Source organism: Janthinobacterium sp. GW456P, assembly GCF_002127655.1.
Taxonomy (GTDB): domain Bacteria; phylum Pseudomonadota; class Gammaproteobacteria; order Burkholderiales; family Burkholderiaceae_D; genus Janthinobacterium.
Genome location: NZ_NEHB01000010.1, coordinates 124,123 through 149,015 on the forward strand (window position 1 = coordinate 124,123; position 24,893 = coordinate 149,015).

At 57.8% G+C, this 24,893-nt stretch carries 35 protein-coding genes; 1 reads left to right on the forward strand and 34 read right to left on the reverse strand.

Annotation, left to right across the window (positions count from 1 at the left end; translation table 11 throughout):
• Positions 1–34 precede the first annotated feature (34 nt).
• The 5 genes from CBW66_RS11485 to CBW66_RS11505 form a co-directional block, all read right to left on the reverse strand.
• Positions 35–883: a hypothetical protein gene (locus CBW66_RS11485; RefSeq protein WP_086139055.1), complete on the reverse strand. Its 849-nt coding sequence runs from the start codon at positions 881–883 to the stop codon at positions 35–37.
• Positions 884–1,201: 318 nt separating this feature from the next.
• On the reverse strand, positions 1,202–4,312 hold the full coding sequence (locus CBW66_RS11490) for an efflux RND transporter permease subunit (protein WP_086139042.1): 3,111 nt from the start codon (positions 4,310–4,312) through the stop codon (positions 1,202–1,204).
• A complete protein-coding gene (locus CBW66_RS11495) occupies positions 4,309–5,481 on the reverse strand; it encodes an efflux RND transporter periplasmic adaptor subunit (RefSeq protein ID WP_086139043.1) in 1,173 nt (390 codons plus the stop codon). Before CBW66_RS11495 ends, CBW66_RS11490 begins: the two co-directional genes overlap by 4 nt.
• Before the next feature lie 87 nt (positions 5,482–5,568).
• A complete protein-coding gene (locus CBW66_RS11500) occupies positions 5,569–6,927 on the reverse strand; it encodes an ATP-binding protein (protein ID WP_086139044.1) in 1,359 nt (452 codons plus the stop codon).
• The gene (locus CBW66_RS11505; RefSeq protein WP_034753223.1) at positions 6,924–7,652 is read right to left on the reverse strand and encodes a response regulator; all 729 of its coding nucleotides are present in this window, start codon (positions 7,650–7,652) and stop codon (positions 6,924–6,926) included. The genes CBW66_RS11500 and CBW66_RS11505 overlap by 4 nt, the downstream gene beginning before the upstream one ends.
• 186 nt (positions 7,653–7,838) lie before the next feature.
• On the opposite strand from CBW66_RS11505, the gene CBW66_RS11510 reads away from it, so the two are divergent.
• Positions 7,839–8,369: a Spy/CpxP family protein refolding chaperone gene (locus tag CBW66_RS11510; protein WP_170932912.1), complete on the forward strand. Its 531-nt coding sequence runs from the start codon at positions 7,839–7,841 to the stop codon at positions 8,367–8,369.
• Between the two features lie 113 nt (positions 8,370–8,482).
• Here the strand turns inward: CBW66_RS11510 and dsbD are convergent, their stop codons facing one another.
• The 29 genes from dsbD to rplC form a co-directional block, all read right to left on the reverse strand.
• Positions 8,483–10,432 carry a protein-disulfide reductase DsbD gene (gene dsbD, locus CBW66_RS11515; RefSeq protein ID WP_086139046.1) on the reverse strand — a complete coding sequence of 650 codons (1,950 nt, stop codon included), beginning with the start codon at positions 10,430–10,432 and terminating at the stop codon, positions 8,483–8,485.
• A gap of 158 nt (positions 10,433–10,590) precedes the next feature.
• The gene (gene rplQ / locus CBW66_RS11520) at positions 10,591–10,983 is read right to left on the reverse strand and encodes a 50S ribosomal protein L17 (protein WP_034753219.1); all 393 of its coding nucleotides are present in this window, start codon (positions 10,981–10,983) and stop codon (positions 10,591–10,593) included.
• Positions 10,984–11,117: 134 nt separating this feature from the next.
• Positions 11,118–12,095, reverse strand: coding sequence for a DNA-directed RNA polymerase subunit alpha (gene rpoA, locus CBW66_RS11525; RefSeq protein WP_008444343.1), 978 nt, complete (start codon positions 12,093–12,095; stop codon positions 11,118–11,120).
• Between the two features lie 112 nt (positions 12,096–12,207).
• Positions 12,208–12,831, reverse strand: coding sequence for a 30S ribosomal protein S4 (gene rpsD, locus CBW66_RS11530; protein ID WP_071325659.1), 624 nt, complete (start codon positions 12,829–12,831; stop codon positions 12,208–12,210).
• Between the two features lie 258 nt (positions 12,832–13,089).
• Positions 13,090–13,494 carry a 30S ribosomal protein S11 gene (gene rpsK, locus CBW66_RS11535; protein ID WP_010394475.1) on the reverse strand — a complete coding sequence of 135 codons (405 nt, stop codon included), beginning with the start codon at positions 13,492–13,494 and terminating at the stop codon, positions 13,090–13,092.
• 17 nt (positions 13,495–13,511) lie between these two features.
• Complete coding sequence (gene rpsM / locus CBW66_RS11540; protein WP_046681666.1) at positions 13,512–13,877, reverse strand: 30S ribosomal protein S13; 366 nt, start codon at positions 13,875–13,877, stop codon at positions 13,512–13,514.
• A 14-nt stretch (positions 13,878–13,891) separates the two neighbouring features.
• Entirely contained in the window at positions 13,892–14,005 is a 114-nt protein-coding gene (gene rpmJ, locus CBW66_RS11545; RefSeq protein WP_010394471.1) for a 50S ribosomal protein L36, read from the reverse strand.
• Between the two features lie 42 nt (positions 14,006–14,047).
• Positions 14,048–14,266 carry a translation initiation factor IF-1 gene (gene infA, locus CBW66_RS11550; protein WP_005663428.1) on the reverse strand — a complete coding sequence of 73 codons (219 nt, stop codon included), beginning with the start codon at positions 14,264–14,266 and terminating at the stop codon, positions 14,048–14,050.
• Between the two features lie 18 nt (positions 14,267–14,284).
• On the reverse strand, positions 14,285–15,619 hold the full coding sequence (gene secY, locus CBW66_RS11555; RefSeq protein WP_010394438.1) for a preprotein translocase subunit SecY: 1,335 nt from the start codon (positions 15,617–15,619) through the stop codon (positions 14,285–14,287).
• A 32-nt stretch (positions 15,620–15,651) separates the two neighbouring features.
• A complete protein-coding gene (gene rplO / locus CBW66_RS11560; RefSeq protein WP_034753211.1) occupies positions 15,652–16,083 on the reverse strand; it encodes a 50S ribosomal protein L15 in 432 nt (143 codons plus the stop codon).
• 30 nt (positions 16,084–16,113) lie between these two features.
• Complete coding sequence (gene rpmD, locus CBW66_RS11565) at positions 16,114–16,293, reverse strand: 50S ribosomal protein L30 (protein ID WP_010394435.1); 180 nt, start codon at positions 16,291–16,293, stop codon at positions 16,114–16,116.
• Between the two features lie 10 nt (positions 16,294–16,303).
• A complete protein-coding gene (rpsE, locus tag CBW66_RS11570) occupies positions 16,304–16,822 on the reverse strand; it encodes a 30S ribosomal protein S5 (protein WP_010394433.1) in 519 nt (172 codons plus the stop codon).
• Positions 16,823–16,831: 9 nt separating this feature from the next.
• Positions 16,832–17,194, reverse strand: coding sequence for a 50S ribosomal protein L18 (rplR, locus tag CBW66_RS11575; protein WP_010394431.1), 363 nt, complete (start codon positions 17,192–17,194; stop codon positions 16,832–16,834).
• A gap of 13 nt (positions 17,195–17,207) precedes the next feature.
• Positions 17,208–17,741: a 50S ribosomal protein L6 gene (gene rplF / locus CBW66_RS11580; protein WP_086139047.1), complete on the reverse strand. Its 534-nt coding sequence runs from the start codon at positions 17,739–17,741 to the stop codon at positions 17,208–17,210.
• Between the two features lie 10 nt (positions 17,742–17,751).
• Positions 17,752–18,147, reverse strand: coding sequence for a 30S ribosomal protein S8 (gene rpsH / locus CBW66_RS11585; protein ID WP_071325662.1), 396 nt, complete (start codon positions 18,145–18,147; stop codon positions 17,752–17,754).
• Between the two features lie 14 nt (positions 18,148–18,161).
• A complete protein-coding gene (gene rpsN / locus CBW66_RS11590) occupies positions 18,162–18,467 on the reverse strand; it encodes a 30S ribosomal protein S14 (RefSeq protein WP_010394423.1) in 306 nt (101 codons plus the stop codon).
• 2 nt (positions 18,468–18,469) lie between these two features.
• A complete protein-coding gene (rplE, locus tag CBW66_RS11595) occupies positions 18,470–19,009 on the reverse strand; it encodes a 50S ribosomal protein L5 (RefSeq protein WP_010394421.1) in 540 nt (179 codons plus the stop codon).
• A 6-nt stretch (positions 19,010–19,015) separates the two neighbouring features.
• Entirely contained in the window at positions 19,016–19,330 is a 315-nt protein-coding gene (rplX, locus tag CBW66_RS11600; protein ID WP_010394419.1) for a 50S ribosomal protein L24, read from the reverse strand.
• 9 nt (positions 19,331–19,339) lie between these two features.
• Positions 19,340–19,708: a 50S ribosomal protein L14 gene (gene rplN, locus CBW66_RS11605; RefSeq protein WP_008444317.1), complete on the reverse strand. Its 369-nt coding sequence runs from the start codon at positions 19,706–19,708 to the stop codon at positions 19,340–19,342.
• 253 nt (positions 19,709–19,961) lie between these two features.
• Positions 19,962–20,234, reverse strand: coding sequence for a 30S ribosomal protein S17 (gene rpsQ, locus CBW66_RS11610; protein WP_010394415.1), 273 nt, complete (start codon positions 20,232–20,234; stop codon positions 19,962–19,964).
• Positions 20,231–20,422, reverse strand: coding sequence for a 50S ribosomal protein L29 (gene rpmC / locus CBW66_RS11615; protein ID WP_010394412.1), 192 nt, complete (start codon positions 20,420–20,422; stop codon positions 20,231–20,233). The genes rpsQ and rpmC overlap by 4 nt, the downstream gene beginning before the upstream one ends.
• Before the next feature lie 12 nt (positions 20,423–20,434).
• Positions 20,435–20,854 carry a 50S ribosomal protein L16 gene (rplP, locus tag CBW66_RS11620; protein WP_038497037.1) on the reverse strand — a complete coding sequence of 140 codons (420 nt, stop codon included), beginning with the start codon at positions 20,852–20,854 and terminating at the stop codon, positions 20,435–20,437.
• Between the two features lie 2 nt (positions 20,855–20,856).
• Positions 20,857–21,681, reverse strand: coding sequence for a 30S ribosomal protein S3 (rpsC, locus tag CBW66_RS11625; protein ID WP_034753199.1), 825 nt, complete (start codon positions 21,679–21,681; stop codon positions 20,857–20,859).
• Between the two features lie 9 nt (positions 21,682–21,690).
• Entirely contained in the window at positions 21,691–22,023 is a 333-nt protein-coding gene (gene rplV / locus CBW66_RS11630; RefSeq protein ID WP_170840583.1) for a 50S ribosomal protein L22, read from the reverse strand.
• Entirely contained in the window at positions 22,020–22,295 is a 276-nt protein-coding gene (rpsS, locus tag CBW66_RS11635) for a 30S ribosomal protein S19 (RefSeq protein ID WP_008444295.1), read from the reverse strand. Before rpsS ends, rplV begins: the two co-directional genes overlap by 4 nt.
• Positions 22,296–22,305: 10 nt before the next feature.
• Entirely contained in the window at positions 22,306–23,133 is an 828-nt protein-coding gene (rplB, locus tag CBW66_RS11640; protein WP_034753198.1) for a 50S ribosomal protein L2, read from the reverse strand.
• Positions 23,133–23,450, reverse strand: a complete 318-nt coding sequence (gene rplW, locus CBW66_RS11645) for a 50S ribosomal protein L23 (protein ID WP_010394398.1) — start codon at positions 23,448–23,450, stop codon at positions 23,133–23,135. Before rplW ends, rplB begins: the two co-directional genes overlap by 1 nt.
• Positions 23,447–24,067, reverse strand: a complete 621-nt coding sequence (rplD, locus tag CBW66_RS11650; protein WP_034753197.1) for a 50S ribosomal protein L4 — start codon at positions 24,065–24,067, stop codon at positions 23,447–23,449. The genes rplW and rplD overlap by 4 nt, the downstream gene beginning before the upstream one ends.
• A gap of 3 nt (positions 24,068–24,070) precedes the next feature.
• A complete protein-coding gene (rplC, locus tag CBW66_RS11655; protein WP_076565200.1) occupies positions 24,071–24,727 on the reverse strand; it encodes a 50S ribosomal protein L3 in 657 nt (218 codons plus the stop codon).
• Between the last annotated feature and the right edge of the window lie 166 nt (positions 24,728–24,893).

A 24,893-nucleotide genomic window follows, 5' to 3' on the forward strand; every position in this document is an offset into this window, starting at 1 on the left:
GGCGCAGCCTTTTTTATTGCAGCGAGTCCAGGCCCTAGCGCCGCCCAGGCCCCGGGCGTTTCTCCGAAAAGAATTCCTGGCGCAGGAAGGCAGTCAGCTCGGCCGTGTCTTCCACGCGGGCGCTGAGGTTGACGTTACGCCCCAGGCGCCGCGATTCCCAGACGAAATCGCCGGGTTTTTCGGCACGGATCAGCTGGATCATCTTCTTGATAATGGCCGTTTCGATATCGGGCTCATTGCCCAATTCCACTTTTTCCTGCTTCAGCCAGTTGCGCTTGAAGTTGCCGTTCCAGCCCTTGAACTTGACTTCGGCGCTGAACGAGGTCTGGTTAACGATGGAAAACACGCCGCCCGAATCCTCGCGGTCGCTGCCGGAATTGCGTCCCTGCGCACCGGCGATATTTGCCTTCGCCACGCGCATGGCGCGGTCATTTTCGCTTTCCTCGGCCGGCGGCGCGGGATTTTGCGCCTCGCGCTGCTTGCGGCGCTGCTCGATCATTGAGCTCATGTCTTCAGCGGGCGGCGGCGGCAACGGCACTTTCGACACCAGCGGCGGCGTGTACGTTTCCAGTTTCGGTTTGTCGCGCGGCACGTCTTTTGTGACCACGCGCTTGCTCGGGGCCGGCGGCGGTTTCACCTTGGCCACTTTCGTGTCCTTCGGCTTGGGCGTGGGTTTCGGTTGCGGCTTCGGTTGCGGCTTATCCTTCAGCGGCGCGATGTAGACCATCGCGCTTTCCTTCTTCGGCGGCGGAATCTTTTCGATGGTGTCACTGCGCAACAGAACATACGCCGCCAGCAGCACGTGCAGCAAGACGGACACGCCGAGCGCAACCTTGCGCGTGGTGCTGGTCTTGGACCCGTAGGCCGGAGGTGGCTGGATCACTTGCCCGCAGGTGGGGCAAACATCGGAATCGGCAGCCAACAAATGGGTCGTGTCATGCAAAATGAATCGTGCTTTCTGTGTAGCGAAGAAATAACATTACAGGGCAGCCATAGTGCCAGAGTCCCTTGCTTTTGGGAACACTTCCTCGGCCTTTCCAACCCGCAGCGTACAGGATAGCGACATTCCTTGCAGCGCGGACCAGAGTACCCGAGCCGTCCCTTGACGGTTGTTACCGTATGTATCACCGCCCATACAAAACCGGCGCCCCCTTCACACGGAAATGGGACGCCGGTCACAGGTCATCAGTCACGCATGCGCTCAAGCCTTGTTATCGAGCGCCACCAGTTGCTCATCCGTCATCGGCCCCGTGCCGCTGTACTTGTCCAGGAATAAATAGATGACGGGGGTGATGAACAGGGTAATCACTTGCGAAAACAGCAATCCTCCGACCACGGCCAGACCCAGCGGCTGGCGCAGCTCGGCGCCGGCGCCCAGGCCCAGGGCGATCGGCAAGGCGCCCATCAGGGCCGCCGCCGTCGTCATCATGATGGGACGAAAACGCAGGATGCATGCCTGGCGGATGGCCTCTGCCGGCGCCAGCCCCTCGTTGCGCTGCGCATGCAGAGCGAAGTCGATCATCATGATGGCGTTTTTCTTGACGATACCGATCAGCATCAAAATACCGATGATGGCGATCATGGTCAGGTCCATGCCGAACAGGCGCAGGGTCAACAGCGCCCCCACGGCCGCCGACGGCAAGCCGGCCAGGATGGTGAGCGGGTGGATATAGCTTTCATACAACACACCGAGCAGCACATAGATCACGCCCAGCGCGGCAATGATGAGGATGATCTGACTCGATTGCGAGCTCTGGAAAACGGCCGCGTCGCCGCCGTAGCGCGTGATGATGGAGGCCGGCAAGCTCATGTCCTTGGCCATCGCGTCGATCTTGCCCGTGGCGATGCCCAGCGGCACGTCCGGCGCCAGGTTGAAGGCGATGGTGACCGCCTGCAACTGCCCCTGGTGATTCACGGAGGTGGGGCCGATCGTGCGTTCCACATAGGCAATGCTCGACAATTTCACCAGTTCGCCCGACTTGCTGCGCACGGACACGCGCGTGAGCGCGTCGTCATACTGGCGGTCGGCCGTGGCCGCTTCCAGGATCACGTAATAGCTGGCCGCCGAGGAATAGATGGTCGACACTTGCCGCTCGCCAAAGGCGCTGTACAGGGCCGTGCGGATGTCGGACATCTGCACGCCCAGCAGGTTGGCCTTGTCGCGATCGATCCGGAGCGATGCCTGCAAGCCCTTGATCTGCGAATCGCTGGTGACGTCGCGGAAGGCGGGATCGGTACGCATGCCTGCAATAAACTTTTCCGCCCAGTCATTCAAGGCATCGGGACTGACGCTTTGCAGGGTGTACTGGTAGCGGCTCTTGCTCTGGCGCCCGCCCAGCTGCAAGTTTTGCACGGGCCGGAAATACACGGCCATGCCAGGCACGGTGCCCGCCGCGCGGCGCAGGTTTTCCAGCACCACGGGCATTTTCGGACGCTCGCTGCGCGGTTTCAAGACCATGAACATGCGCCCCGTGTTGCCGCCGCCGACGAACGACGTCACGTCCTGCACGCTGGGGTCCGCCTTGAGCACGGCCGCCACGCGGGCCTGCAAATCCTGCAATGCCGCGGACGAAATGTCTTCCGACGCTTCCGTATTCACCTGGATCTGGCCCAGGTCTTCCTCGGGGAAGAAACCTTTGGGAATGGTCGCGTACAGCAGCACCGTCAGCGCAAAGGTGCACACGGCAACGAACAGCACCACATTGCGGTGCGCCAGGGCCTTGTCGAGCAGATGCACATAGCCGTTGCGCAATTTCGTGAAACCGGCTTCGAAATGGCGGCCGATAAAGGTTTTCTCGCCATGCGTGGGGTCGCTGTCATTGTGCTCGCGCGAGTCGGCCGGCAGGAAGCGGCTGGCCAGCATCGGCACCAGGGTCAGCGAGACGACGGCGGACACCAGCACGGCCAGCGAGACGACGACGGCAAACTCGTGGAACAGCAAACCGATCACGCCCGGCATGAAGAAGATGGGAATGAACACGGCCACCAGCGAGACGGAAATCGAGATGATGGTAAAGCCCATCTCTTTCGCCCCTTCGAGGGCCGCGCGTATCGGTTTCTTGCCCATCTCGATATGGCGCACGATGTTTTCCAGCACCACGATGGCATCATCGACGACGAGGCCCACGGCCAGGGTGATGCCCAGCAGGGAGACGTTGTCGAGGCTGTAGCCGAGCCAGTACAGCAGGGCCAGGGCGCCGAGCAGCGAGATCGGCATGGTGACGGCCGGAATGAAGGTGGCGGCCGCGCGGTGCAGGAACAAAAAGATCACCAGCACCACCAGCACCACCGTCAGGGCCAGGGTCAGGTTGACGTCGTGGATGGCTTCGCGGATCGACAGCGAGCGGTCGTTGACCAGGCTGATCTGTATCGACTGGGGCAATTGCTCCTTAAAACCCGGCAACAAACGGCGCACGCCATCGACCACTTGCACGGTATTGGCGTCCGGCTGGCGCTGCACCATCAGGCTGATCGAGCGCTCGCCGTTGAAACTGCCGACGGCCTTGATCGATTGAAAGCTGTCTTCCACCTCGGCCACGTCTTTCAGGCGTACGGGCTGGCCGTTGCGGCTGGCGATGATCAGTTCGGCAAAATCAGCCGCTTTCATCATTTGCGGATTACCCTGGATGGTCAAGGTCTGGCTCGGGCCGTCAAGAATGCCCAGCGGGGAATTCGTGTTCGAGGTGCGCAAGGCGGTGGCCAGTTCGTCCATCGTCAGGTTGCGCGCATTCATCAGGTCGGCACGGGCCCGCACGCGCACGGCAAAGCGTTTCTGGCCATTGACGATAACCTGGGCTACGCCAGGCAAGGTCGACAGGCTGGGCGCGATCAGGTTTTCCGCATAGTCGTTAAGGTCCGACAAGTTCAGCGATGGCGACGTCATCTGGATGAACAGCACCGGCGCATCGGCCGGATTGACCTTGCGGTAAGACGGCAAGTCCGTCATTTCCGTCGGCAACTGGCGCTGCGCGCGCAGCAGCGCCGCCTGCACGTCGACGGCCGCCTCGTTGACATTGATGCTGGCGTCAAACTCCAGGGTCAGCGACGTATTGCCCAAGGTACTCGTGGACGTGATCAGGCTCAGGCCGGAAATGGTGGAAAACTGTTTTTCCAGCGGCAAGGCCACCGACGAGGCCATGGTTTCCGGGCTGGCGCCGGCCAGGTCGGCGCTCACGTTGATGACGGGCGTGTTGTAGCTCGGCAAGGCCGCCACGGGAATTTGCAGGTAGGCCAGCACGCCGGCCAGGATGATGGAGAGGGACAGCAACACCACCATGACGGGGCGGCGGATGCTCAGTTCGGACAGATTCATGCTGGCTTGCCCTGCGCTGCGGCGGCGCCATCGGCGGCCTTGTGTTTTTCCGCCAGGCGCACCTTGCTACCCGCACGCAAGTTCTGCTTGCCATCGACGATGACTTTTTCATCGCCCGCCAGGCCGGTAACGACGGCGCTCGGTCCGAATGCATACACGCGGGTAATCTTGCGCATCTTGGCCGTGTTGTCCGCCTCCATTGAGTACACGAAGGTGCCGACGGTACTCGTGATGATGGCGTTTTGCGGGATCACCAGCGCATCCTTGAGAGTACGCACGGTCAGCTGCGTATTCACGTACTGGCCAGGCCACAGGTCGGTGCCGCCATTGTTGAAGCGGGCCTTGACCTTGATGACGCCCGTGGCGGGATCGACGGCATTGTCGATAAAGCTCAATTTGCCATCGAGCTGCTTGCCGCCCGCGTCCGACAACAGGGCCGTGACGGGTACCTCGCCCGCCTTTTGCGCCGCCAGCAAGCTCGACAGGCTGCTTTCCGGCAAGGTGAACACCACATCGATCGGGTCGAGCTGGGTGATGCTGGTCAGCGACGTGGCCGGCTGCACCAGGCTGCCCGCATAGACATTGATGGCGCCCACCCTGCCCGCCTGCGGCGCGCGCAGGACCGTGTAGCTGGAGTCGACCTGGGCCGCGCGCAAGGCGGCCTGGTCGGCGGCCAGCAAGGCGCGTGCCGCGTCGAGCTGGCTTTGCAGCGTGTCGACGGCACCCTGGGCGATGAAATTCTTGCTCAACAAATCCTGGTTGCGCTTGAGCTGGCGTTCGAGATCGGCTACCGAGGCGCGGTCGCGCAAGACCTGCGCCTGCGCCTTGTCGACGTTCGCATGCTCGCTGCGCGCGTCCAGCGTAAACATCAGCTCGCCCTGCTTGACGAACTGGCCTTCGCGGATGTGCACCTTGGTAATCGTGCTGGTCGTCTGCGGATGCAAGTCGACGCTGCTGATTGGCGTCACGCTGCCATTGGCTTGCAACAGCATCGGCACATCCTGGCGCACGGGCGCGACCACGCTCACCGTCGTCGGCGCCTGTCCGCCCTTGCCCCCTTTGCCATCCTGCCCACCGGCCGTTTTGCCTGGCTGATGATTGAAATACCAGATGCCGCCACCGATACACAGGGCCGCACCCACGAGGATTGCCAGACTAGTCTTTTTCATTGTTCTGTCATGCTGTCGCAGCGCGGGGCTGCAGGTTGAATGTAGGTGCCAGGGAGCCTAAAGCACAATATTGTCGCACGGAAATGCTCACTTTCCTGCGTAATACTCTGGCACGATGAGGGTGACTTCCAGTCCACCGTCGACGTGATTGGCCAGCAAAACGGTGGCGCCGTGCTGCTCGGCGATATTGCGCGCGATGGTCAGGCCCAGGCCCGTGCCGCCCGATTCGCGCGAACGCGAGGTCTCGATGCGGTAAAACGGTTCGAACACCTTGGACAGCTGATCTGGCGCAATCCCCGGCCCGCCATCGCGGATGCGGATGCGTGCCGCGCCGGCGATGCGCTCGACGGTCACCTGCGCGTACTGGCCATATTTGACGGCATTGTCGATCAGGTTCACCAGGCAGCGCCGCATGGCGATCGGGCGCGCCATCAAGGCCATGCCGGCCTGCCCGGCCAGGGTCACATTCTGGCCCGCATCGGCCGCGTCGGAGCAGACGCTATCTAACAACGAATCGAGATCGAGCGCCTGCATCGCTTCCGTGCTGTCCATCGAACGGGCCAGGTCCAGCCCTTCCTTGACCATGCTCTGCATGGCGGACAAGTCGCCCACCAGGCGGTCGTACAATTCCGTATCGGCCACTTTTTCCAGGCGCAAACGCAAGCGCGTCAGCGGCGTCTGCAAGTCGTGCGTGATGGCGGCCAGCATCTGCGTGCGCTGGGAAATATGCTGACGGATGCGCGCCTGCATGGCATTGAAGGCGGCGCTGGCCTGGCGGATCTCGCTGGCGCCCGAGAGGGTCAGCGGCGGATGGTTGATGTCATTACCGAGGTCTTTCGCCGCCTGCGCCAGTTGCTTGAGCGGGCGCATGGTCATGCGCGTGACCAGGTAGGCCAGGATGGCGATGCTGATCAGGAAAGGCAGCAGGGTCATCCAGTCGTTATGTTCATTGAACGGTGGCTGCTGACGCGGCGGCAAGACCATCAGGCGCAACACGTGGCCATCCTGCATGCGCACGTCGAGGTTTTCGCAGGTTCCGCCCCATGGCTTGGCGGAAAACATGCCCGGTGACTGGCGCGGCTTGACGCAGGCTTCCGGGCGTTCAGCCAGCGCGCTGACCTTGAAACCCTCCCCCAATTTGGCTTGCAGGGCGGAGGAAAATTCCGTCGGCTTACCCGGAACATGCTCGACGTCGGGACGCAATTCCAGGCGTACGCTGCCCTTGTTGGCCACCTTCAGATAGGCGGCGCGCGAGGCCAGCGGCACCACGTCGGCCGCCATCACCAGCTGCTCGGCCCGCTCTACGGCATGGTAGTCGCGGTATTGCTCGATGGCGCGCTGGCGTTCGCCCACGGCCAGCCACTGCGTCAGCGCGGCCGAAGCGACGATGCCGATCAGCAAAAACATGAAAACGCGGCCCGTCATCGATCCCAGGAAGGCCTTCACGCGTGCGGCTCCACATTGACCTGGCCGGCCAGCACGTAGCCGCCGTTGCGCACGGTCTTGATGATCTGCGGCAAGCGGGCATCTTCACCGAGCTTTTGCCGCAGGCGGCTGATCTGGATATCGATCGAGCGGTCGAACGGATCCGCGTCGCGGCCCTGCGTCAGGTTCAGCAGCTGGTCGCGGTTCAGGACGCGGTTCGGGTGTTCCAGGAAGACACGCAGCAAACGGAATTCCGCGCCCGACAGCATGATCACCAGGCCGCTGGGGTTGAGCAGGTGGCGCGCCGTGAGGTCCAGCGTCCAGCCGGAAAAGCGGATTTGCTGCGCCTTGTCCGACGGCACGTTCGACGGCATGGCATGGCTGCGGCGCAACACGCTGCGTATGCGCGCCAGCAATTCACGCGGCTCGAACGGTTTCGGCAAATAATCGTCGGCGCCCATTTCCAGGCCCAGGATGCGGTCCAGCGGCTCATTGCGCGCCGTCAACATGATCACCGGCACGGTCGACTGCGCGCGCAGCTTGCGGCACAGGGTCAGGCCGTCGTCGCCGGGCAGGTTCAGGTCCAGCACGATCAGGTCGGGCCGCGTTTCATCGAGGATTTTCCACATGGCCGTGCCATCGGCCGCGCCCAGGGTGCGGTAGGCGTTCGTTTCCAGGTAGTCCGCCAGCAAGCTGCGGATATCGCGGTCGTCGTCGACGATGAGAATTGTAGAAGTGGGTTCCATGGTACGAATTATCCCCACTTCCCCCGGCCTTGCACAACGCATTTGTATCGTCTTGTATATAGAAGACCCGAAGAAACATATAGATACAAACTGTCTGGCAGCGGACACTTCGGGGAAACATGGCGCGTCCAACATGGCTACATGTGCAGCAACATGTACATCCCTCACTTTGACAAAGGAATCCAGATGAACGCCTCAATGACAACCTTGCGCAAGAATGTGATCATCGCCATGAGCGTACTCGGCATGGGCGCGGCATCGCTGACCGTCCACGCCCAGGAAGCGGCTGCCGGCGCGCCTGCCGCCAGCAGCAAGATGCAACATGAAGGCCAGCGCGGCGGCAATCCCGCCGAGCGCATGGCCAAATACCAGGCCCGCCTGCACGACAAGCTGAAGCTGACGGCCGCGCAGGAGCCGGCCTGGGCCACGTTCACGGCCGCCAACGCGCCGAAAAAACCGATGGGCGACTGGAAGGCCAAGCGCGAAGCGATGGCCAAGCTGTCCGCGCCGGAACGCATGGAGCAATGGATCGCGATGTCGAAGGAACGCATCGCGGAACAGGAAAGCCGCCTGGCTGCACTGAAGACTTTCTACGCCCAGCTGACGCCGGAACAGAAGAAAGTGTTGGATGACAGCGTGCCTGGTGGCAAGCATGGCGGCATGCGCGGTGGCCATCACGGCGGCCACCATGGCATGCAGCAGCCGAAAGCCGGTTAAGACGGTAGGTCGGATTAGGTCCGCAGGACCGTAATCCGACAACTCTGCTGGCGTGTACGGTGGTGTCGGGTTACGCCCTGGCGGGCTAACCCGACCTACCCGCCTTGCCCGGCCTACTCGTCCAGCTTGCGCAGCGAGGTCAGGAAGGTAGCAGCGTTCTGGAAGCCGATCACGCGCGACTGGGCGATTTCCTGTCCCTGCGGATTGAACATGATGATGCCCGGCGGGCCGAACAGCTGAAAACGCTTCAGCATGGCCTTGTCGTCCGCATCATTGGCCGTCACGTCCACCTGCAGCAGCACGGCTTGCCCCATCTTCGCGCGCACGGCGGGATCGACGAAGGTGAGTTTTTCCATCTCGATGCACGACACGCACCAGTCCGCATAAAAATCCAGCAGGGCCGGCTTGCCACCCAGCTGGGCCAGCGCCGCATCGAGCTGCGCCACGGTCTTGACACGCGTAAACGCTTGCGCGTGCACCTGGCCACCACCGAGATGCGCCAGCGGCGCCAGCGGGTCGCGGCCACCGCTGGCCACGCCGACCAGCTGCATCGCGCCCAGCACGGCAAACACCAGGCCGAAGGCCTTGGCGATCCACGCATGCTGCGCGCCTCTCTTGCCCACCAGTAAATACATGCCGTAGCCGACGAACAAGACCGTCCAGCCCAGCATCTGCACGGCGCCCGGCAGCACGGGCGAGACCAGCCACCAGGCCACGCCCAGCTGCAGCACGCCAAAGAAGCGCTTGACGGCATCCATCCAGGCGCCGGCACGCGGCAGCAAGGTGCCTGCCGACACACCGACCAGCAGCAAGGGCACGCTCATGCCCACCGCCATGGCAAATAAAGCGCTGCCGCCGATGACGACGTCGCGCGTCTGGCTGATGTACAGCAAGGCGCCGGCCAGCGGCGCGGCCACGCAGGGCCCCACGATCAGGGCGGAAATGGCGCCCATGACGAACACGCCGGCCAGGCGGCCCGACGCTTGCTGGTTCGACACGCTCGTCAGCTTGCCTTGCAGGAAAGCCGGCACTTGCAGCTCATAAAAACCGAACATCGACAAGGCGAGGCCGGCCATCAGCAAGGCAAAAAAGCCCAGCACCCACGGGTTTTGCAGCTGGGCCGCCAGGCCTTCGCCCGCCAGGCCGGCCGCCACGCCCAGCGCCGTATAGACGATGGCCATGCCCAGCGCGTAGGTCAGCGACAGCAGCAAGCCGCGCGAGCGGCTGACCTTGGCGCCATCGCCGATGATGATCGACGACAAAATCGGCACCATCGGCAGCACGCACGGCGTAAACGCGAGGCCCAGGCCCAGCAGCATGAACAGGGGCACGATGACAAGCAGCTTGCCGCCCTTCAAGGCCGCTTCGATCTTGCCCATCTCGCTCTGCGCGGGCGCGGCGCTTGCCGCCACGGGGGCCGCCGCTACCGGCTCGGGCGAGCTGGTGATATCGGCCTGGGGAATGCTCAGCACGGAAACGCCGGGCGACGCTTGCGCCTGCGGGCCGTTGACGGCCGCCGTGTCGACTGCGGGCGCGGCCGGCAAGGCGAACTTCGACGGCAGGCCCGCGCCGGGTGCCTTGCTCTGGCCGCCGCCAGTGCCCACCAGCTGGGCCGTCGCATCCTGCGGCGCATAGCACAGCCCCTTGTCGGAGCAGCCCTGTCCCGTCGCTTTCAGGGTGAACGCGCCGGCCGCCTCGACGGGAATGGTAATGGTCAGGGTCTTGCGGAAGGTTTCCACGTTCTTCTGGAAAGTGTCGTCAAACTTGATCTTGCCGGCGGGATACACCGGTGTGCCCAGCTTGGCGCCCACGGCCTCGAACTTGAAGCGCTCGTGGTACATATAGTAGCCATCGGCAATCACATAGGTGACGGCGATGGTGGACGGGTCCTGCATGCGGGCGGAAAACTTGAAGGCCAGTTCCGGATCGAGGAATTCCTCGTCGGCGCGGGCGTGACTGGCGCCCAAGACGGCCATGGCCAGCAGCAGACAGGTGGCAAACCAGATCAGCAGTTGATGTAGTGGAGCGGCGCGCGCGGTGGCGCTGGAGGAGAAACGGGACATGAACTACCTTTTCGACCATTCGACAGAGGACGCGCGGAGCAGGCAGCGCTTGTGCCGGGCCGGCGCGAAAGAAGAATAGTACACCGCAGCAAGGATAGCTGCAGCAGAAAACAAAAAAGCCAGGCTAGGCCTGGCTTTTTCAGATGCAATTACTGGGATTACTCGCCAGCAACTTCAACTGCTTCGGTCGTATCTGGACGATCCATCAGTTCAACGAACGCCATAGGAGCGTTATCGCCGACGCGGAAACCCATTTTCAGGATACGCACATAACCACCGTTACGGTTGGCAAAACGTGGGCCCAGTTCAGCGAACAGCTTGACGACCATTTCACGGTCGCGCAGGCGGTTGAAGGCCAGACGCTTGTTTGCCAGCGAGTCGGTTTTGCCCAGGGTCAGAATTGGCTCGACAACGCGGCGCAGTTCTTTTGCTTTTGGCAGGGTGGTTTTGATCGCTTCGTGACGCAGCAGCGATACTGTCATGTTGCGCAGCATTGCCAGACGGTGGGACGAGGTACGATTCAGTTTACGGAGGCCGTGACCGTGACGCATGATAAATCCTTTCGGTGAGTGTTTAAATCCAGTTCTTCGATCAATGAAACCTGGGGCTTCATCGCGGACCGGTTTGGTACTTCAAAAATAAAAGCCTGGGACACCTGTCCCAGGCAGTTTGCTGCAACTACGAATTACTTTTCCAGGCCGGCAGGCGGCCAGTTTTCCAGCTTCATGCCCAAGGTCAAGCCGCGCGATGCCAGCACTTCCTTGATTTCGTTCAGGGACTTGCGGCCCAGGTTTGGCGTTTTCAGCAGTTCGTTTTCCGAACGTTGGATCAGGTCGCCGATGTAGTAGATGTTTTCCGCTTTCAGGCAGTTTGCCGAACGCACGGTCAACTCCAGGTCGTCGACTGGACGCAACAGGATAGGATCGACCAGCGGAGCGCGCGATGGCGCTTCGGCGGCAGCTTCCGTGCCTTCCAGGGCAGCGAACACATTCAACTGGTCCACCAGGACGCGGGCCGACTGGCGGATCGCTTCTTCCGGCGAGATCACGCCGTTGGTTTCGATGTTGATGATCAGCTTGTCCAGGTCGGTACGTTGTTCAACGCGGGCCGATTCAACGAAGTACGATACGCGGCGCACAGGCGAGAACGATGCATCGAGGATGATGCGGCCGATGGTCTTGTTCGTGTCTTCCGACAGGCGACGCACGTTACCAGGAACGTAGCCGCGGCCTTTTTCAACCTTGATCTGCATGTCCAGCTTGCCACCAGCGGTCAGGTGGGCGATCACGTGGTCAGGGTTGATCAGTTCGACGTCATGCGGCAGGTCGATGTCGGAGGCCAGGATGGCGCCTTCGCCTTCTTTTTTCAGGGTCAGAGTTACCGAATCGCGGTTGTGGACTTTGAAAACCACACCCTTCAAGTTCAGCAACAGATCGACGACGTCTTCTTGCACGCCATCGAGGGAGGAATATTCGTGGACGACGCCAGCGATCGTCACTTCGGTCGGCGCGTAGCCTACCATCGACGACAGCAGAACGCGGCGCAACGCGTTACCCAATGTGTGGCCATAGCCGCGCTCGAACGGTTCCATCACGACCTTGGCGTGACCTGCACCGAGAGCTTCAACATCGATAATACGTGGCTTCAACAAACTGTTTTGCATGAAATGTCCTTTTCAATACCCTCGGCTCGTTACGCCGATAAGGCTGATGGCATTAGTAAAACGCCCACCCGAGAGAAAACGAGTGGGCGGAGATCTTGCTACTGACTACTTATTAACGCGAGTACAGCTCGACGATCAGCGATTCGTTGACGTCGTTAGCGATTTCGTTACGCTCTGGCAGGGACTTGAAGGTACCTTCCATTTTCTTGGCATCAACCGAAACCCAGCTAGGCATACCAACTTGTTCAGCCAGCGACAGTGCTTCAACGATACGCACTTGCTTTTTCGATTTTTCACGAACAGCGATGATGTCGCCAACCTTGACTGCGTACGAAGCGATGTTCACAACGATACCGTTCACGGTGAACGCTTTGTGGCTGACCAATTGACGCGCTTCAGCGCGGGTCGAGCCAAAGCCCATGCGGTAGCAAACGTTGTCCAGACGCGTTTCCAGCAACTTCAACAGCGTTTCGCCGGTGTTGCCTTTACGACGGTCTGCTTCAGCGAAGTAGCGGCGGAATTGACGTTCCAGCACGCCGTACATGCGCTTGACTTTTTGCTTTTCGCGCAGTTGGTTACCGTAGTCCGAGGTGCGGGCGCCGGATTTGACACCGTGCTGGCCTGGCTTGACGTCCAGTTTGCACTTGCTGTCCAGCGAGCGACGGGCGCTCTTCAGGAACAGGTCTGTACCTTCACGGCGGGAAAGTTTTGCTTTAGGTCCGATATAACGTGCCACGATACTTCCTTTTTTTAAATGATAACGCCCCAGCCACATGCATGATCAAACACACTGATGCGGTTAGGCGCTAGTCTGATTTGGTTTCAATCAGACGGTGGCTGAAAACGAAAAACCCGTCAAACAGAATTTGACAGGCAAGAACAGCCGGGCAGTATAACCGTTTCCGGCTCCCTGCTCCAGCGTTTTCACACAACTGTACTGAGTTACAACAGACAGCAAAGCAGCTGGCGCCGAAGCGCCCTCTGCAACACTATCTTAGATACGACGACGTTTCGGTGGACGGCAACCGTTGTGCGGTACCGGCGTCACGTCCTGGATCTCGGTGATCTTGATGCCCAGGTTGTTCAGCGCGCGAACGGCGGATTCACGACCAGGACCTGGGCCCTTGATACGTACTTCCAGGTTCTTCACGCCACACTCAACAGCCACTTTACCAGCGGCTTCCGCGGCGACCTGCGCTGCGAATGGGGTCGATTTACGCGAACCCTTGAAGCCTGCACCGCCGGAGGTAGCCCACGACAAGGCATTGCCTTGACGGTCGGTGATGGTAATGATGGTGTTATTGAACGATGCGTGGACATGTGCGATGCCTTCTGCGACGTTCTTTTTAACTTTTTTACGCACGCGTGCTGATGCGGCGTTATTTTGCGACTTAGCCATAATTATTCCCTAGCGGATTATTTTTTCAGCGATTGAGCGGCTTTACGCGGTCCCTTGCGGGTACGTGCGTTCGTACGCGTACGCTGGCCACGGCAAGGCAGACCCTTACGATGACGCATGCCGCGGTAGCAACCCAGATCCATCAAACGCTTGATGTTCATGGACAGTTCACGACGCAGATCGCCTTCGACGATGAATTTACCTACTTCATCGCGCAGTTTTTCCAGTTCGCTGTCATCCAGATCTTTGATCTTTTTGTTGGTTGCTACACCGGTCGATGCACAGATTTTCTCTGCGCGTGGACGGCCCACACCGTAGATGGCCGTCAGGCCGATAACGGTATGCTGATGATTTGGGATATTAACCCCTGCAATACGTGCCATTTGTTATTCCTCGATTAACCTTGACGCTGCTTGTGACGTGGTTCCACGCAGATAACGCGGACTACGCCTTTGCGCTTGATGATCTTGCAGTTGCGGCAGATCCGCTTGACTGATGCGAGAACTTTCATTTTTGGGCTCTTTCTTTCGCTTCTTTGGTTTGATTCAGTGTGTTACTTGGTACGGAACACAATGCGGGCTCGGCTCAGGTCGTACGGCGTCAACTCCACCGTCACCTTGTCTCCAGGGAGAATGCGAATATAGTTCATCCGCATTTTACCTGAAATATGCCCGAGCACCACGTGTCCGTTCTCCAGCTTCACTCGAAATGTTGCATTTGGGAGATTCTCAAGAATCTCGCCCTGCATCTGTATGACGTCGTCTTTTGCCATTCGGTATGTTTACCGCGCTTAACGCGTCGGAATCCCGCCCTTGAAATTTGCTTTGCGCAGCAGTGAATCATATTGCTGCGACATCACGTAGTTCTGTACTTGCGCCATGAAATCCATGGTGACAACTACAATAATCAATAAAGAAGTACCGCCGAAATAGAATGGTACCTTCCACTGGGCTTGCATAAATTCCGGCAATAAACACACCAGGGTGATGTAGACTGCGCCGGCAAGTGTCAAGCGTGTCAGGATCTTGTCGATGTAACGGGCTGTCTGCTCGCCTGGACGGATCCCGGGAATGAACGCACCGCTTTTCTTCAAGTTATCCGCTGTTTCCTTGCTGTTAAAGACCAGCGCTGTATAGAAGAAACAGAAAAACACGATCGCCACTGCGTACAACAGCGCATGGATAGGCTCACCAGGCCCCATCGATGCTGCCAAATCTTTCAAGAACCGCACCGCAGGGTTAGCGTTGTCGGCGCCCTTTGAAAACCAGTCCACGATAGTGGCCGGGAACAAGATGATCGAAGAAGCAAAGATCGGCGGGATCACGCCGGCCATGTTCAGCTTCAACGGCAAATGGCTGGTTTGACCGCCATAAATCTTGTTGCCTACCTGGCGCTTCGCGTAATTGACCAATATTTTGCGCTGACCACGTTCGACGAATACAACGAAGTACGTTACCAGTGCTACCAGAATCACGATGAAAATCGCGCTGAAGCTGCCGATCGAACCATTCGACACCTGAGTGAACAAGCCACCCAACGCCGACGGCAGACCTGCTGCAATCCCGGCAAAAATGATGATCGAGATGCCATTCCCCAAGCCACGCTCGGTAATTTGCTCACCCAACCACATCAAAAACATTGTTCCGGTCAACAAAGTGACGACCGTCACGAAGCGGAATGCAAGACCAGGTTCCAACACCAGACCAGCTTGCGACTCCAGTGCGACTGCAATGCCTAACGCTTGGAACAGTGCCAGGGCAACCGTGAAATACCGGGTGTACTGGGTGATCTTGCGACGACCTGCTTCGCCTTCTTTTTTCAACGCTTCCATCTGCGGTGACACGATCGACAGCAATTGCATGATGATCGAGGCCGAGATATAAGGCATGATACCCAGCGCAAACACTGTAAAACGAGACAAGGCACCGCCCGAGAACATGTTGAACATGCCCAGGACGCCGCCTTCGTGCTCCTTGAACAGCGAGGCTAATTGTGTCGGGTCAATCCCGGGAACCGGGACGTGAGCACCGATACGATAAACCACCAATGCGCCAAGCAAAAACCAGAGCCGTCCCCAAGGGAAACCGGCCGCTGCACTTTTAGCAAGTTGTGGATTAGTCGCCAATTTTCGCTCCGATCAAGCTGTTAGCGGTCAACTCAGGCTACCGAGCCGCCGGCTGCTTCGATGGCGGCTTTCGCGCCAGCGGACACTTTCAAGCCCTTCAAATTCACCGCTTTGGTGATTTCGCCGGACAAGATCACGCGCACGTCACGGGCCAACACGCCCAGAACGCCAGCTTGCTTCAAGACCAGAATGTCGACATCGCCAACAGCCAGGTTGTTCAGATCGGACAGGCGCACTTCAGCTTTGAAGGTGGCGTGCATCGATTTGAAACCGCGCTTAGGCAGACGGCGTTGCAGAGGCATCTGACCGCCTTCGAAACCGACTTTATGAAAGCCGCCCGAACGCGATTTCTGACCTTTGTGACCACGACCCGAGGTTTTACCCAGGCCGGAGCCGATACCGCGACCGACGCGACGCTTGTAGTGCTTAGCGCCTTCGGCTGGTGCAATAGTATTCAATTCCATGATTTGCTCCGTTCGTGTAAGCCCGAAGGCTTACCCGACAACTTTAACGAGATACGATACTTTATTGATCATGCCGCGTACGGATGGGGTGTCTTGCAATTCGGAAACCGAATTTACACGACGCAGACCCAGACCGCGCACGGTAGCGCGATGCGATTCGCGCGTACCGATCAAGCCCTTGACCAATTGCACTTTGACTGTGTTTGTCATTTTGTCCACCTTAAGCCAGAATGTCTTCGACCGACTTGCCGCGCTTGGCAGCGATATCGGAAGCAGTGCTCATTTTCGACAGGCCGTCCAGCGTAGCGCGTACCAGGTTGTATGGGTTGTTCGAACCGGTGGATTTCGCCACCACGTCCGTCACGCCCATCACTTCGAAGATAGCGCGCATTGCGCCACCAGCGATCACGCCAGTACCAGGCTTAGCTGGGTTCATCAGGACCTTGGAGGCGCCGTGACGACCAACAACCGTGTGATGCAAGGTGCCGTTTTTGAGCGGTACTTTGATCAGGTTGCGACGGGCTTCTTCCATTGCCTTCTGCACGCCAACTGGCACTTCTTTCGATTTGCCCTTGCCCATGCCGACGCGGCCATCGCCATCACCAACTACGGTCAGCGCGGCGAAACCCATGATACGACCACCCTTGACCACTTTGGTCACGCGGTTGATCGCGATCATTTTTTCGCGCATGCCATCATCCGGCTTGTCGCTTTGCATTTTTGCTTGCATTTTTGCCATGATTGATCCTTAGAACTTCAGACCGGCTTCGCGTGCGGCTTCTGCCAACGCTTTCACACGGCCGTGGTAACGGAAACCGGAGCGGTCGAACGCAACTTCGGTAATTCCTGCTTTCAACGCTTTTTCAGCGACGCGCTTGCCGATCAAGGCTGCAGCAGCGGCATTGCCGCCTTTGCCGGATTGGCCTGCCAGTTCAGCGCGAACTTCCGCTTCAGCCGTCGAGGCCGAAACCAGGACTTTAGCGTCCGGGCTGATCAGGTTGGCGTAAATGTGCAGGTTGGTGCGATGCACCGACAAGCGATTTACTTTCAATTCCGCAATCTTGATGCGGGTTTGGCGTCCGCGGCGAAGCCGTGATTCTTTCTTATCCATCGTCAGCCCCTAATTACTTCTTCTTGGTTTCTTTAAGCTTAACCACTTCGTCCGCATAGCGAACGCCCTTGCCCTTATAAGGCTCAGGGGAGCGGTAAGCACGAACTTCAGCGGCTACCTGGCCAACCTGTTGACGGTCGATACCCTTGATCAGGATCTCGGTCGGGGTTGGTGTTGCGCAAGTAACGCCGGCTGGCATGTCATGCACTACAGGGTGCGAGAAACCCAGGGACAGATTCAGCTTGTCGCCTTGCGCTTGCGCCTTGTAACCCACGCCTACCAGGTTCAGCTTTTTCTCGAAACCCTTGGTGACGCCAACAACCATGTTGTTGACCAGTGCGCGCAGCGTGCCGGACATGGCATTGGCTTCGCGGCTTTCGTCAGCCACGTCGAAACTCAGGGTTCCTGCATTGTTTTCCACTTTGACCAGGCCGTTGAGGGCTTGGGAAAGTACGCCCAGCGGGCCTTTTACGGTGATCGCTTGTGCGGAGATGGCGACTTCGGCGCCAGCTGGCACTACGATAGGCATTTTAGCTACTCGAGACATGTGTAACTCCTTAAGCCACGTAGCAAATAACTTCGCCGCCGACACCGGTAGCGCGTGCTTTGCGGTCAGTCATGACGCCTTGCGGAGTCGACACGATCGCCACACCCAAGCCATTCATCACAACAGGGATCTCGTCTTTGCCCTTGTAGACGCGCAGACCCGGACGGGACACGCGCTCCAAGCGCTCAATAACGGGACGGCCAACATAATACTTCAAACCGATCTTCAGTTCCGCCTTGCCACCAGCTTCGGCAACAGCGAAATCTTCAATGTAACCCTCGTCCTTCAGGACGTTGGCAATCGCAATTTTGACTTTCGACGATGGCATGGCCACGGTCGTTTTTTGCACGCCTTGTGCGTTGCGAATGCGGGTCAGCATATCGGCGATAGGATCGCTCATACTCATTGCATATTCTCCTATTACCAGCTTGCTTTTGTCATACCCGGAATTTCACCACGCATGGCGAATTCACGGAGCTTGATACGACCCAGACCGAATTTACGGAATGTGCCGCGCGGACGACCGGTGATGGCGCAACGGTTACGTTGACGCGTCGGGTTCGAGTTACGTGGCAGCGCCTGCAGTTTCAGGCGAGCTTCGTAGCGCTCTTCTTCCGATTTCGATTGGTCATCGACGATGGCCTTGAGAGCTTCGCGCTTAGGGGCGAATTTCGCCACCAGGTCAGCACGCTTGATCTCACGATTAATCAGTGACAGTTTGGCCATGATCAGTTCCTGAAAGGGAATTTAAAGGCGGCGAGCAAAGCTTTGGCTTCGTCATCGGTCTTAGCGGTTGTCGTGATGCTGATATTCATACCGCGCAACGCGTCAATCTTGTCGTATTCGATTTCAGGGAAAATGATCTGTTCCTTGACACCGATGTTGTAGTTGCCACGACCATCAAATGCACGGCCGTTCACGCCACGGAAATCGCGTACGCGCGGCAGAGCCACGGTAATGAAGCGATCCAGGAACTCGTACATGCGAGCGCCGCGCAGGGTGACCATCGTACCGATCGGGTAACCTTCACGGATTTTGAAGCCTGCGATCGCTTTGCGGGACTTGGTGGTCACTGGCTTCTGGCCGGCGATCTTGGTCAAGTCAGCAACTGCGTGCTCGAGAACTTTTTTATCCGCGATAGCCTCACCAACACCCATGTTCAGGGTGATCTTGGTCAGGCGTGGAACTTCCATTACCGACTTGTAACCAAACTTGCTGGTCAGGTCGGCAACGACTTTTTCTTTATAGAATTCTTGGAGACGTGCCATGATTTCTTAAGCCTTCACTACTTCGCCGGAGGATTTAAAGACGCGGACTTTTTTGCCATCCACTTCTTTGAAACCCACGCGATCTGCCTTGCCAGTCGCTGCATTAAACAATGCAACGTTGGACACGTGAATTGGCATGGTCTTATCGACGATACCACCAGTTACGCCAGTCATCGGGTTTGGCTTAGTCGCTTTTTTAGCGATGTTAATGCCGTCAACCACGATATGTTCAGCATCGATACGCTGCTGTACCACACCACGTTTGCCCTTGTCTTTCCCGGTCAGAACGATGACTTCGTCGTTTTTACGAATCTTATCCATTACGACTCCTTACAGGACTTCCGGTGCCAGGGACACGATTTTCATGAACTTCTCAGTGCGCAGTTCGCGCGTGACAGGTCCAAAAATACGGGTACCGATCGGTTCCAGCTTGGCGTTCAACAGAACGGCGGCGTTGCCGTCGAACTTCACCAGGGAACCGTCTTGGCGGCGAACACCTTTAGCGGTGCGCACAACCACGGCGTTATAAATTTCACCTTTTTTGACACGACCACGTGGCGCAGCAACCTTAACGGTTACCTTGATCACATCGCCAATGCCAGCATAACGGCGCTTGGAGCCGCCCAATACCTTGATGCACATTACTTCTTTGGCACCGGTATTGTCAGCCACTTCGAGCCGGCTTTCAGTTTGAATCATAGTATTCTCTTTCCCAACTTAAGCCGAAGAATCCACACAATGTAGACCCACGGTCAGTCTTGGTCCCGCCAGAGCCGCCCTGCTGGGCTTCACTGTTTGGGTGCATGACCTTCATACATCAACTGACCGCGAATGCTACTGTCTGTGGCCAGACACTTTGCGGCGTTACATGAACGAAGCCCGCAAGTATTACATACAATTTGCGGGCCTGCAAGTACTAATTAAAAGCCACCGCCGAAACGGTGGTTTTTATTTAAACGGTTGGTGCGGCTTGAACCACACGTGTCACCGTCCATGCCTTCGTTTTGGAGATCGGGCGACCTTCCTGGATCTCGACCGTGTCACCGGCCTTGACTTGGTTGGTCTCGTCATGCGCGTGATACTTGTTCGAACGCATGATGATCTTGCCATACAAAGGATGTTTTACGTGGCGCTCGATCAGAACGGTAACGGTCTTGTCCATCTTGTCCGAAACCACTTTACCGATCAGCGTGCGCTTGAGCGACTGTTTCACTGGTTCGTTCATTTGGCTTCCTTCAGATTCATTACCGTCTTCACACGCGCGATATCGCGGCGTACCTTCTTGAGCTGCGAAGTGTTGCTCAGCTGCTGCGTAGCGATTTGCATACGCAGGCCGAACTGTGCCTTCAACAGGTCATTCAGCTCTTTTTGCAGAGCTGGCTGGTCCTTGCCGCGGAGTTCAGATGCTTTCATATACAACTCCAATTATTGGCCGACTTGGCGCACGACAAACGTCGTAGCCAGTGGCAGTTTAGCGGCGGCAAGACGGAATGCTTCCCGTGCCAGCGCTTCATCAACGCCATCCATTTCGTACAGTACTTTGCCTGGCTGAATTTCAGCGACGTAGTACTCAGGATTACCTTTACCGTTACCCATACGGACTTCAGCCGGTTTGTTCGAAATCGGTTTGTCCGGGAAAATACGGATCCAGATACGGCCACCGCGCTTGATGTGACGCGTCATTGCACGACGCGCCGCTTCAATTTGACGCGCAGTGATACGACCGCGCGCAACTGCCTTCAGACCGAATTCGCCAAACGACACGGCGGTGCCGCGGCTGTGCGAAATACCGGTATTACGGCCTTTCTGCTCTTTACGATACTTTCTGCGTGCTGGTTGCAGCATGATTATTCTCCTGCTTTCTCAGCTGGTGCTGCTGCGGCGGCCGGTTTAGCGGCGGTACGCACACGTGCACCTGGTGCTGTGGATGGTTTCGCACCGGCACCGGCTGGACGTGGACGGCCAGCTGGCTTGCCATCGTCACGGCGTGGGCCGCGGCTTTTCTTCTCGTCAGCTGGGGTATCGATGACTGGTGCATCGCCGTTAGGCGCGCGGTCACCTTTGTATACCCACACCTTGACACCGATGATGCCGTAGGTGGTCGACGCTTCGCTGGTACCGTAGTCGATATCGGCGCGCAGGGTATGCAGAGGCACGCGGCCTTCGCGGTACCACTCTTTACGCGCGATTTCGATACCGTTCAGACGGCCGGACGACATGATCTTGATACCGAGAGCACCCAGGCGCATTGCGTTTTGCATTGCGCGCTTCATGGCGCGGCGGAACATGATACGTTTTTCCAGCTGCTGAGCGATCGAATCGGCGATCAGTTGCGAGTCGATTTCTGGCTTGCGAATTTCTTCGATGTTCACGTGAACAGGCACGCCCATGATCTTGGTCAGCGCGGACTTCAGTACTTCGATGTCTTCGCCTTTTTTACCAATGACCACGCCTGGACGCGAGCTGTAGATCGTGAAGCGCGCGTTCTTGGCTGGGCGCTCGATAACGATGCGGCCAACGGAAGCGTTCTTCAGTTTCTTTTTCAGGTAAGCACGTGCTTTCAAGTCTTCGTTCAGCATGGCAGCGAAATTGCCGTTGCCTGCATACCAGCGCGAAGCCCAGTTACGGGTGACCGCCAGACGGAAACCGGTTGGATGAATTTTCTGACCCATCGTGGCTCCTTAGTTACCGACAGTCACGTAAACGTGACAGGATTGTTTCGAAATACGGTCGCCACGGCCTTTTGCACGCGCGGTGAAGCGCTTCAGGACGGGGCCCTTTTCGACGTAGATCGTTTTCACGAACAATTCGTCGATGTCCGCGCCATCATTGTGCTCGGCATTCGCAATAGCGGATTCCAGAACGCGTTTGATGATCGCAGCACCTTTTTTCGGGCTGAATTGCAAGATGTTGAGTGCAGCGTCAACTTTCTTGCCACGGATCAGGTCAGCAACCAGGCGGCCCTTTTGGTCCGACAGGCGCACACCTTTGAGGATAGCTTTAGTTTCCATTATTTCTTAGCCTTTTTGTCAGCTGCATGGCCCTTGAACGTACGGGTCAGTGCGAATTCGCCGAGCTTGTGACCAACCATGTTTTCGGAAACATAAACCGGCACGTGCAGCTTGCCGTTATGCACCGCGATCGTCAGGCCGATGAAGTCAGGCATGATTGTCGAACGACGCGACCAGGTTTTGATTGGCTTTTTGTCTTTGGCAGCTTGCGCGGCTTCAACTTTTTTCACCAGGTGGGCGTCACAGAACGGCCCTTTTTTCAATGAACGTGTCATGTGCTACCCCTTATTTCTTGCCGCGGCGCGAGACGATCATGGAAGTAGTACGCTTGTTGCTGCGTGTCTTCTTACCCTTAGTCTGTTGGCCCCAAGGCGAAACTGGATGACGACCAGCTGCTGTTTTACCTTCACCACCACCGTGCGGGTGATCGACCGGGTTCATGACCACACCGCGAACGGTAGGACGAACACCGCGCCAGCGCATCGCACCAGCTTTACCGATTTTACGCAGGCTGTGCTCGGCATTGCCGACTTCACCAACCGTTGCACGGCACTCGATGTGCACGCGACGTACTTCACCCGAGCGCAGACGCACTTGAGCGTAGGTACCTTCACGTGCCATCAGCACGACGCCAGCGCCGGCGGTACGTGCCATTTGGGCACCTTTACCTGGCAGCATTTCGACGCAATGCATCACGGTACCGACTGGGATGTTACGGATTGGCAAGCAGTTACCCGATTTGATCGGTGCTTCCGAACCGTTCATCACGCTGTCGCCAACGGCCATGCCTTTGGTTGCGATGATGTAGTGACGTTCGCCGTCGGCGTAGCACAGCAGAGCGATATTCGCGGTGCGGTTTGGATCGTATTCGATACGTTCCACTTTCGCTGGAATACCATCTTTGGTGCGCTTGAAGTCGATCAAGCGGTAGTGTTGCTTATGACCACCACCGATATGACGGGTGGTGATGTGACCGTTGTTGTTACGACCAGCGGTCTTGGATTTCTTTTCAACCAGGGCAGCGAACGGACGACCTTTGTACAGGTCGGCATTCACCACCTTTACCATGCCGCGACGGCCTGGCGAGGTTGGTTTCATCTTAACGAGTGCCATTATGCAGCCTCCTCGGAGAAGTTGATTTCCTGGCCAGGCTTCAGGCACACGAAAGCACGCTTGGTATGGTTACGACGACCGTTGAACTTGCCGGTGCGCTTTTGCTTACCTTCGCGGTTTGCAGTTTGCACGGACAGAACTTCAACCTTGAACAGCAGTTCGACCGCTGCCTTGATTTCAGGCTTGGTTGCATCCGGCAGTACGCGGAATACAATTTGCTCGTTCTTTTCCGCGACCATGGTGGCCTTTTCGGAAATCACGGGCGCCAACAGCACCTTCATCAAGCGTTCTTCGCTATGTTTCAAAATCGCGCTCATGCCAGCATCTCCTCAATCTTGGCCAATGCAGCTTTGGTGACCAGGATCTTCTTGTAGAACACCAGGGACATCGGGTCTGCGTGACGTGGCTCAACGACGAGTACGTTAGGCAGGTTGCGCGATGCCAGTTCCAGGTTTTCGTTCAGAACGTCGGTGATGATCAGAACCGAATCAAAGCCCAGGCCGTTCAATTTTTGCGACAGCAGCTTGGTTTTTGGCGCGTCGATCGTCAGATCGTCGATGACGATCAGGCGCTCTTCGCGAGCCAGCTGCGACAGGATCGAGCAGATACCTGCGCGATACATTTTTTTGTTCACTTTGTGGGTGAAGTTTTCGTCAGGCGAGTTCGGGAAAATCCGACCACCGCCGCGCCACAGTGGCGACGACGACATACCAGCACGTGCGCGGCCGGTACCTTTTTGGCGCCATGGCTTTTTCGTCGTGTGGTGAACTTCTTCACGGTCTTTTTGCTTGCGGTTACCACTACGTGCATTCGCTTGATAAGCGATGACGACTTGGTGGATCAGCGCTTCGTTGTAGTCACGGCCGAAAATCGTATCGGCTGCAGCAACGTTCGAGGCGGCTTGACCTTGCGCATTCAGAAGCTTGAGTTCCATCGTTTAAGCTCCCTTCTTGGCTTTGGTTTTGATGGCTGGCGAGACAACTACCTGGCCATTTTTCGCACCTGGAATCGCGCCTTTGACCAGCAGCAGCTGACGGTCGGCATCGATACGGGCGATCACGAGGTTCTGGATCGTACGGTTAACGTCACCCAGATGACCGGTCATGCGCTTACCAGGGAAAACGCGACCTGGATCTTGTGCCATACCGATGGAACCTGGAACGTTATGCGAACGCGAGTTACCGTGCGTTTGACGGCCGGAAGCAAAGTGGTAACGTTTGATAACGCCTGCATAGCCTTTACCGATGGTAACGCCTTGCACGTCGATCTTTTGACCGACTTCGAACAGGGAAGCAGCGACAACATCGCCAGCTTTCAGTTCAGCGGCTTTGGCAGCGTCAACGCGGAACTCTTTCAACAGAGTACCGGCTTCAACACCAGCTTTAGCGTGATGACCAGCAACAGCTTTGGTCACGCGGGAAGCGCGACGTTGACCGAATGCGACCTGAACAGCGGAATAGCCATCTGTTTCAGGGGTTTTGATTTGCGCAACACGGTTGTTCGATACGTCCAACACGGTGACAGGAATCGAATCCCCTTCATCCGTGAAAATGCGCATCATACCAACCTTGCGACCGAGAAGGCCTAGGCTCATTTTTTCTCCATTCCCACCTGCGATTGGGCGGGGCTTGTTTAACTACAAAGTAACGTAGGACTCAAAAAAGACGAATCCATACCGAAGCCGGCTAGTATATAGCACAAAAACCCTTGACGCAACAAGTTAACACGAGGTATGTCAAAGTGTTGCGCGACGCCCCTGC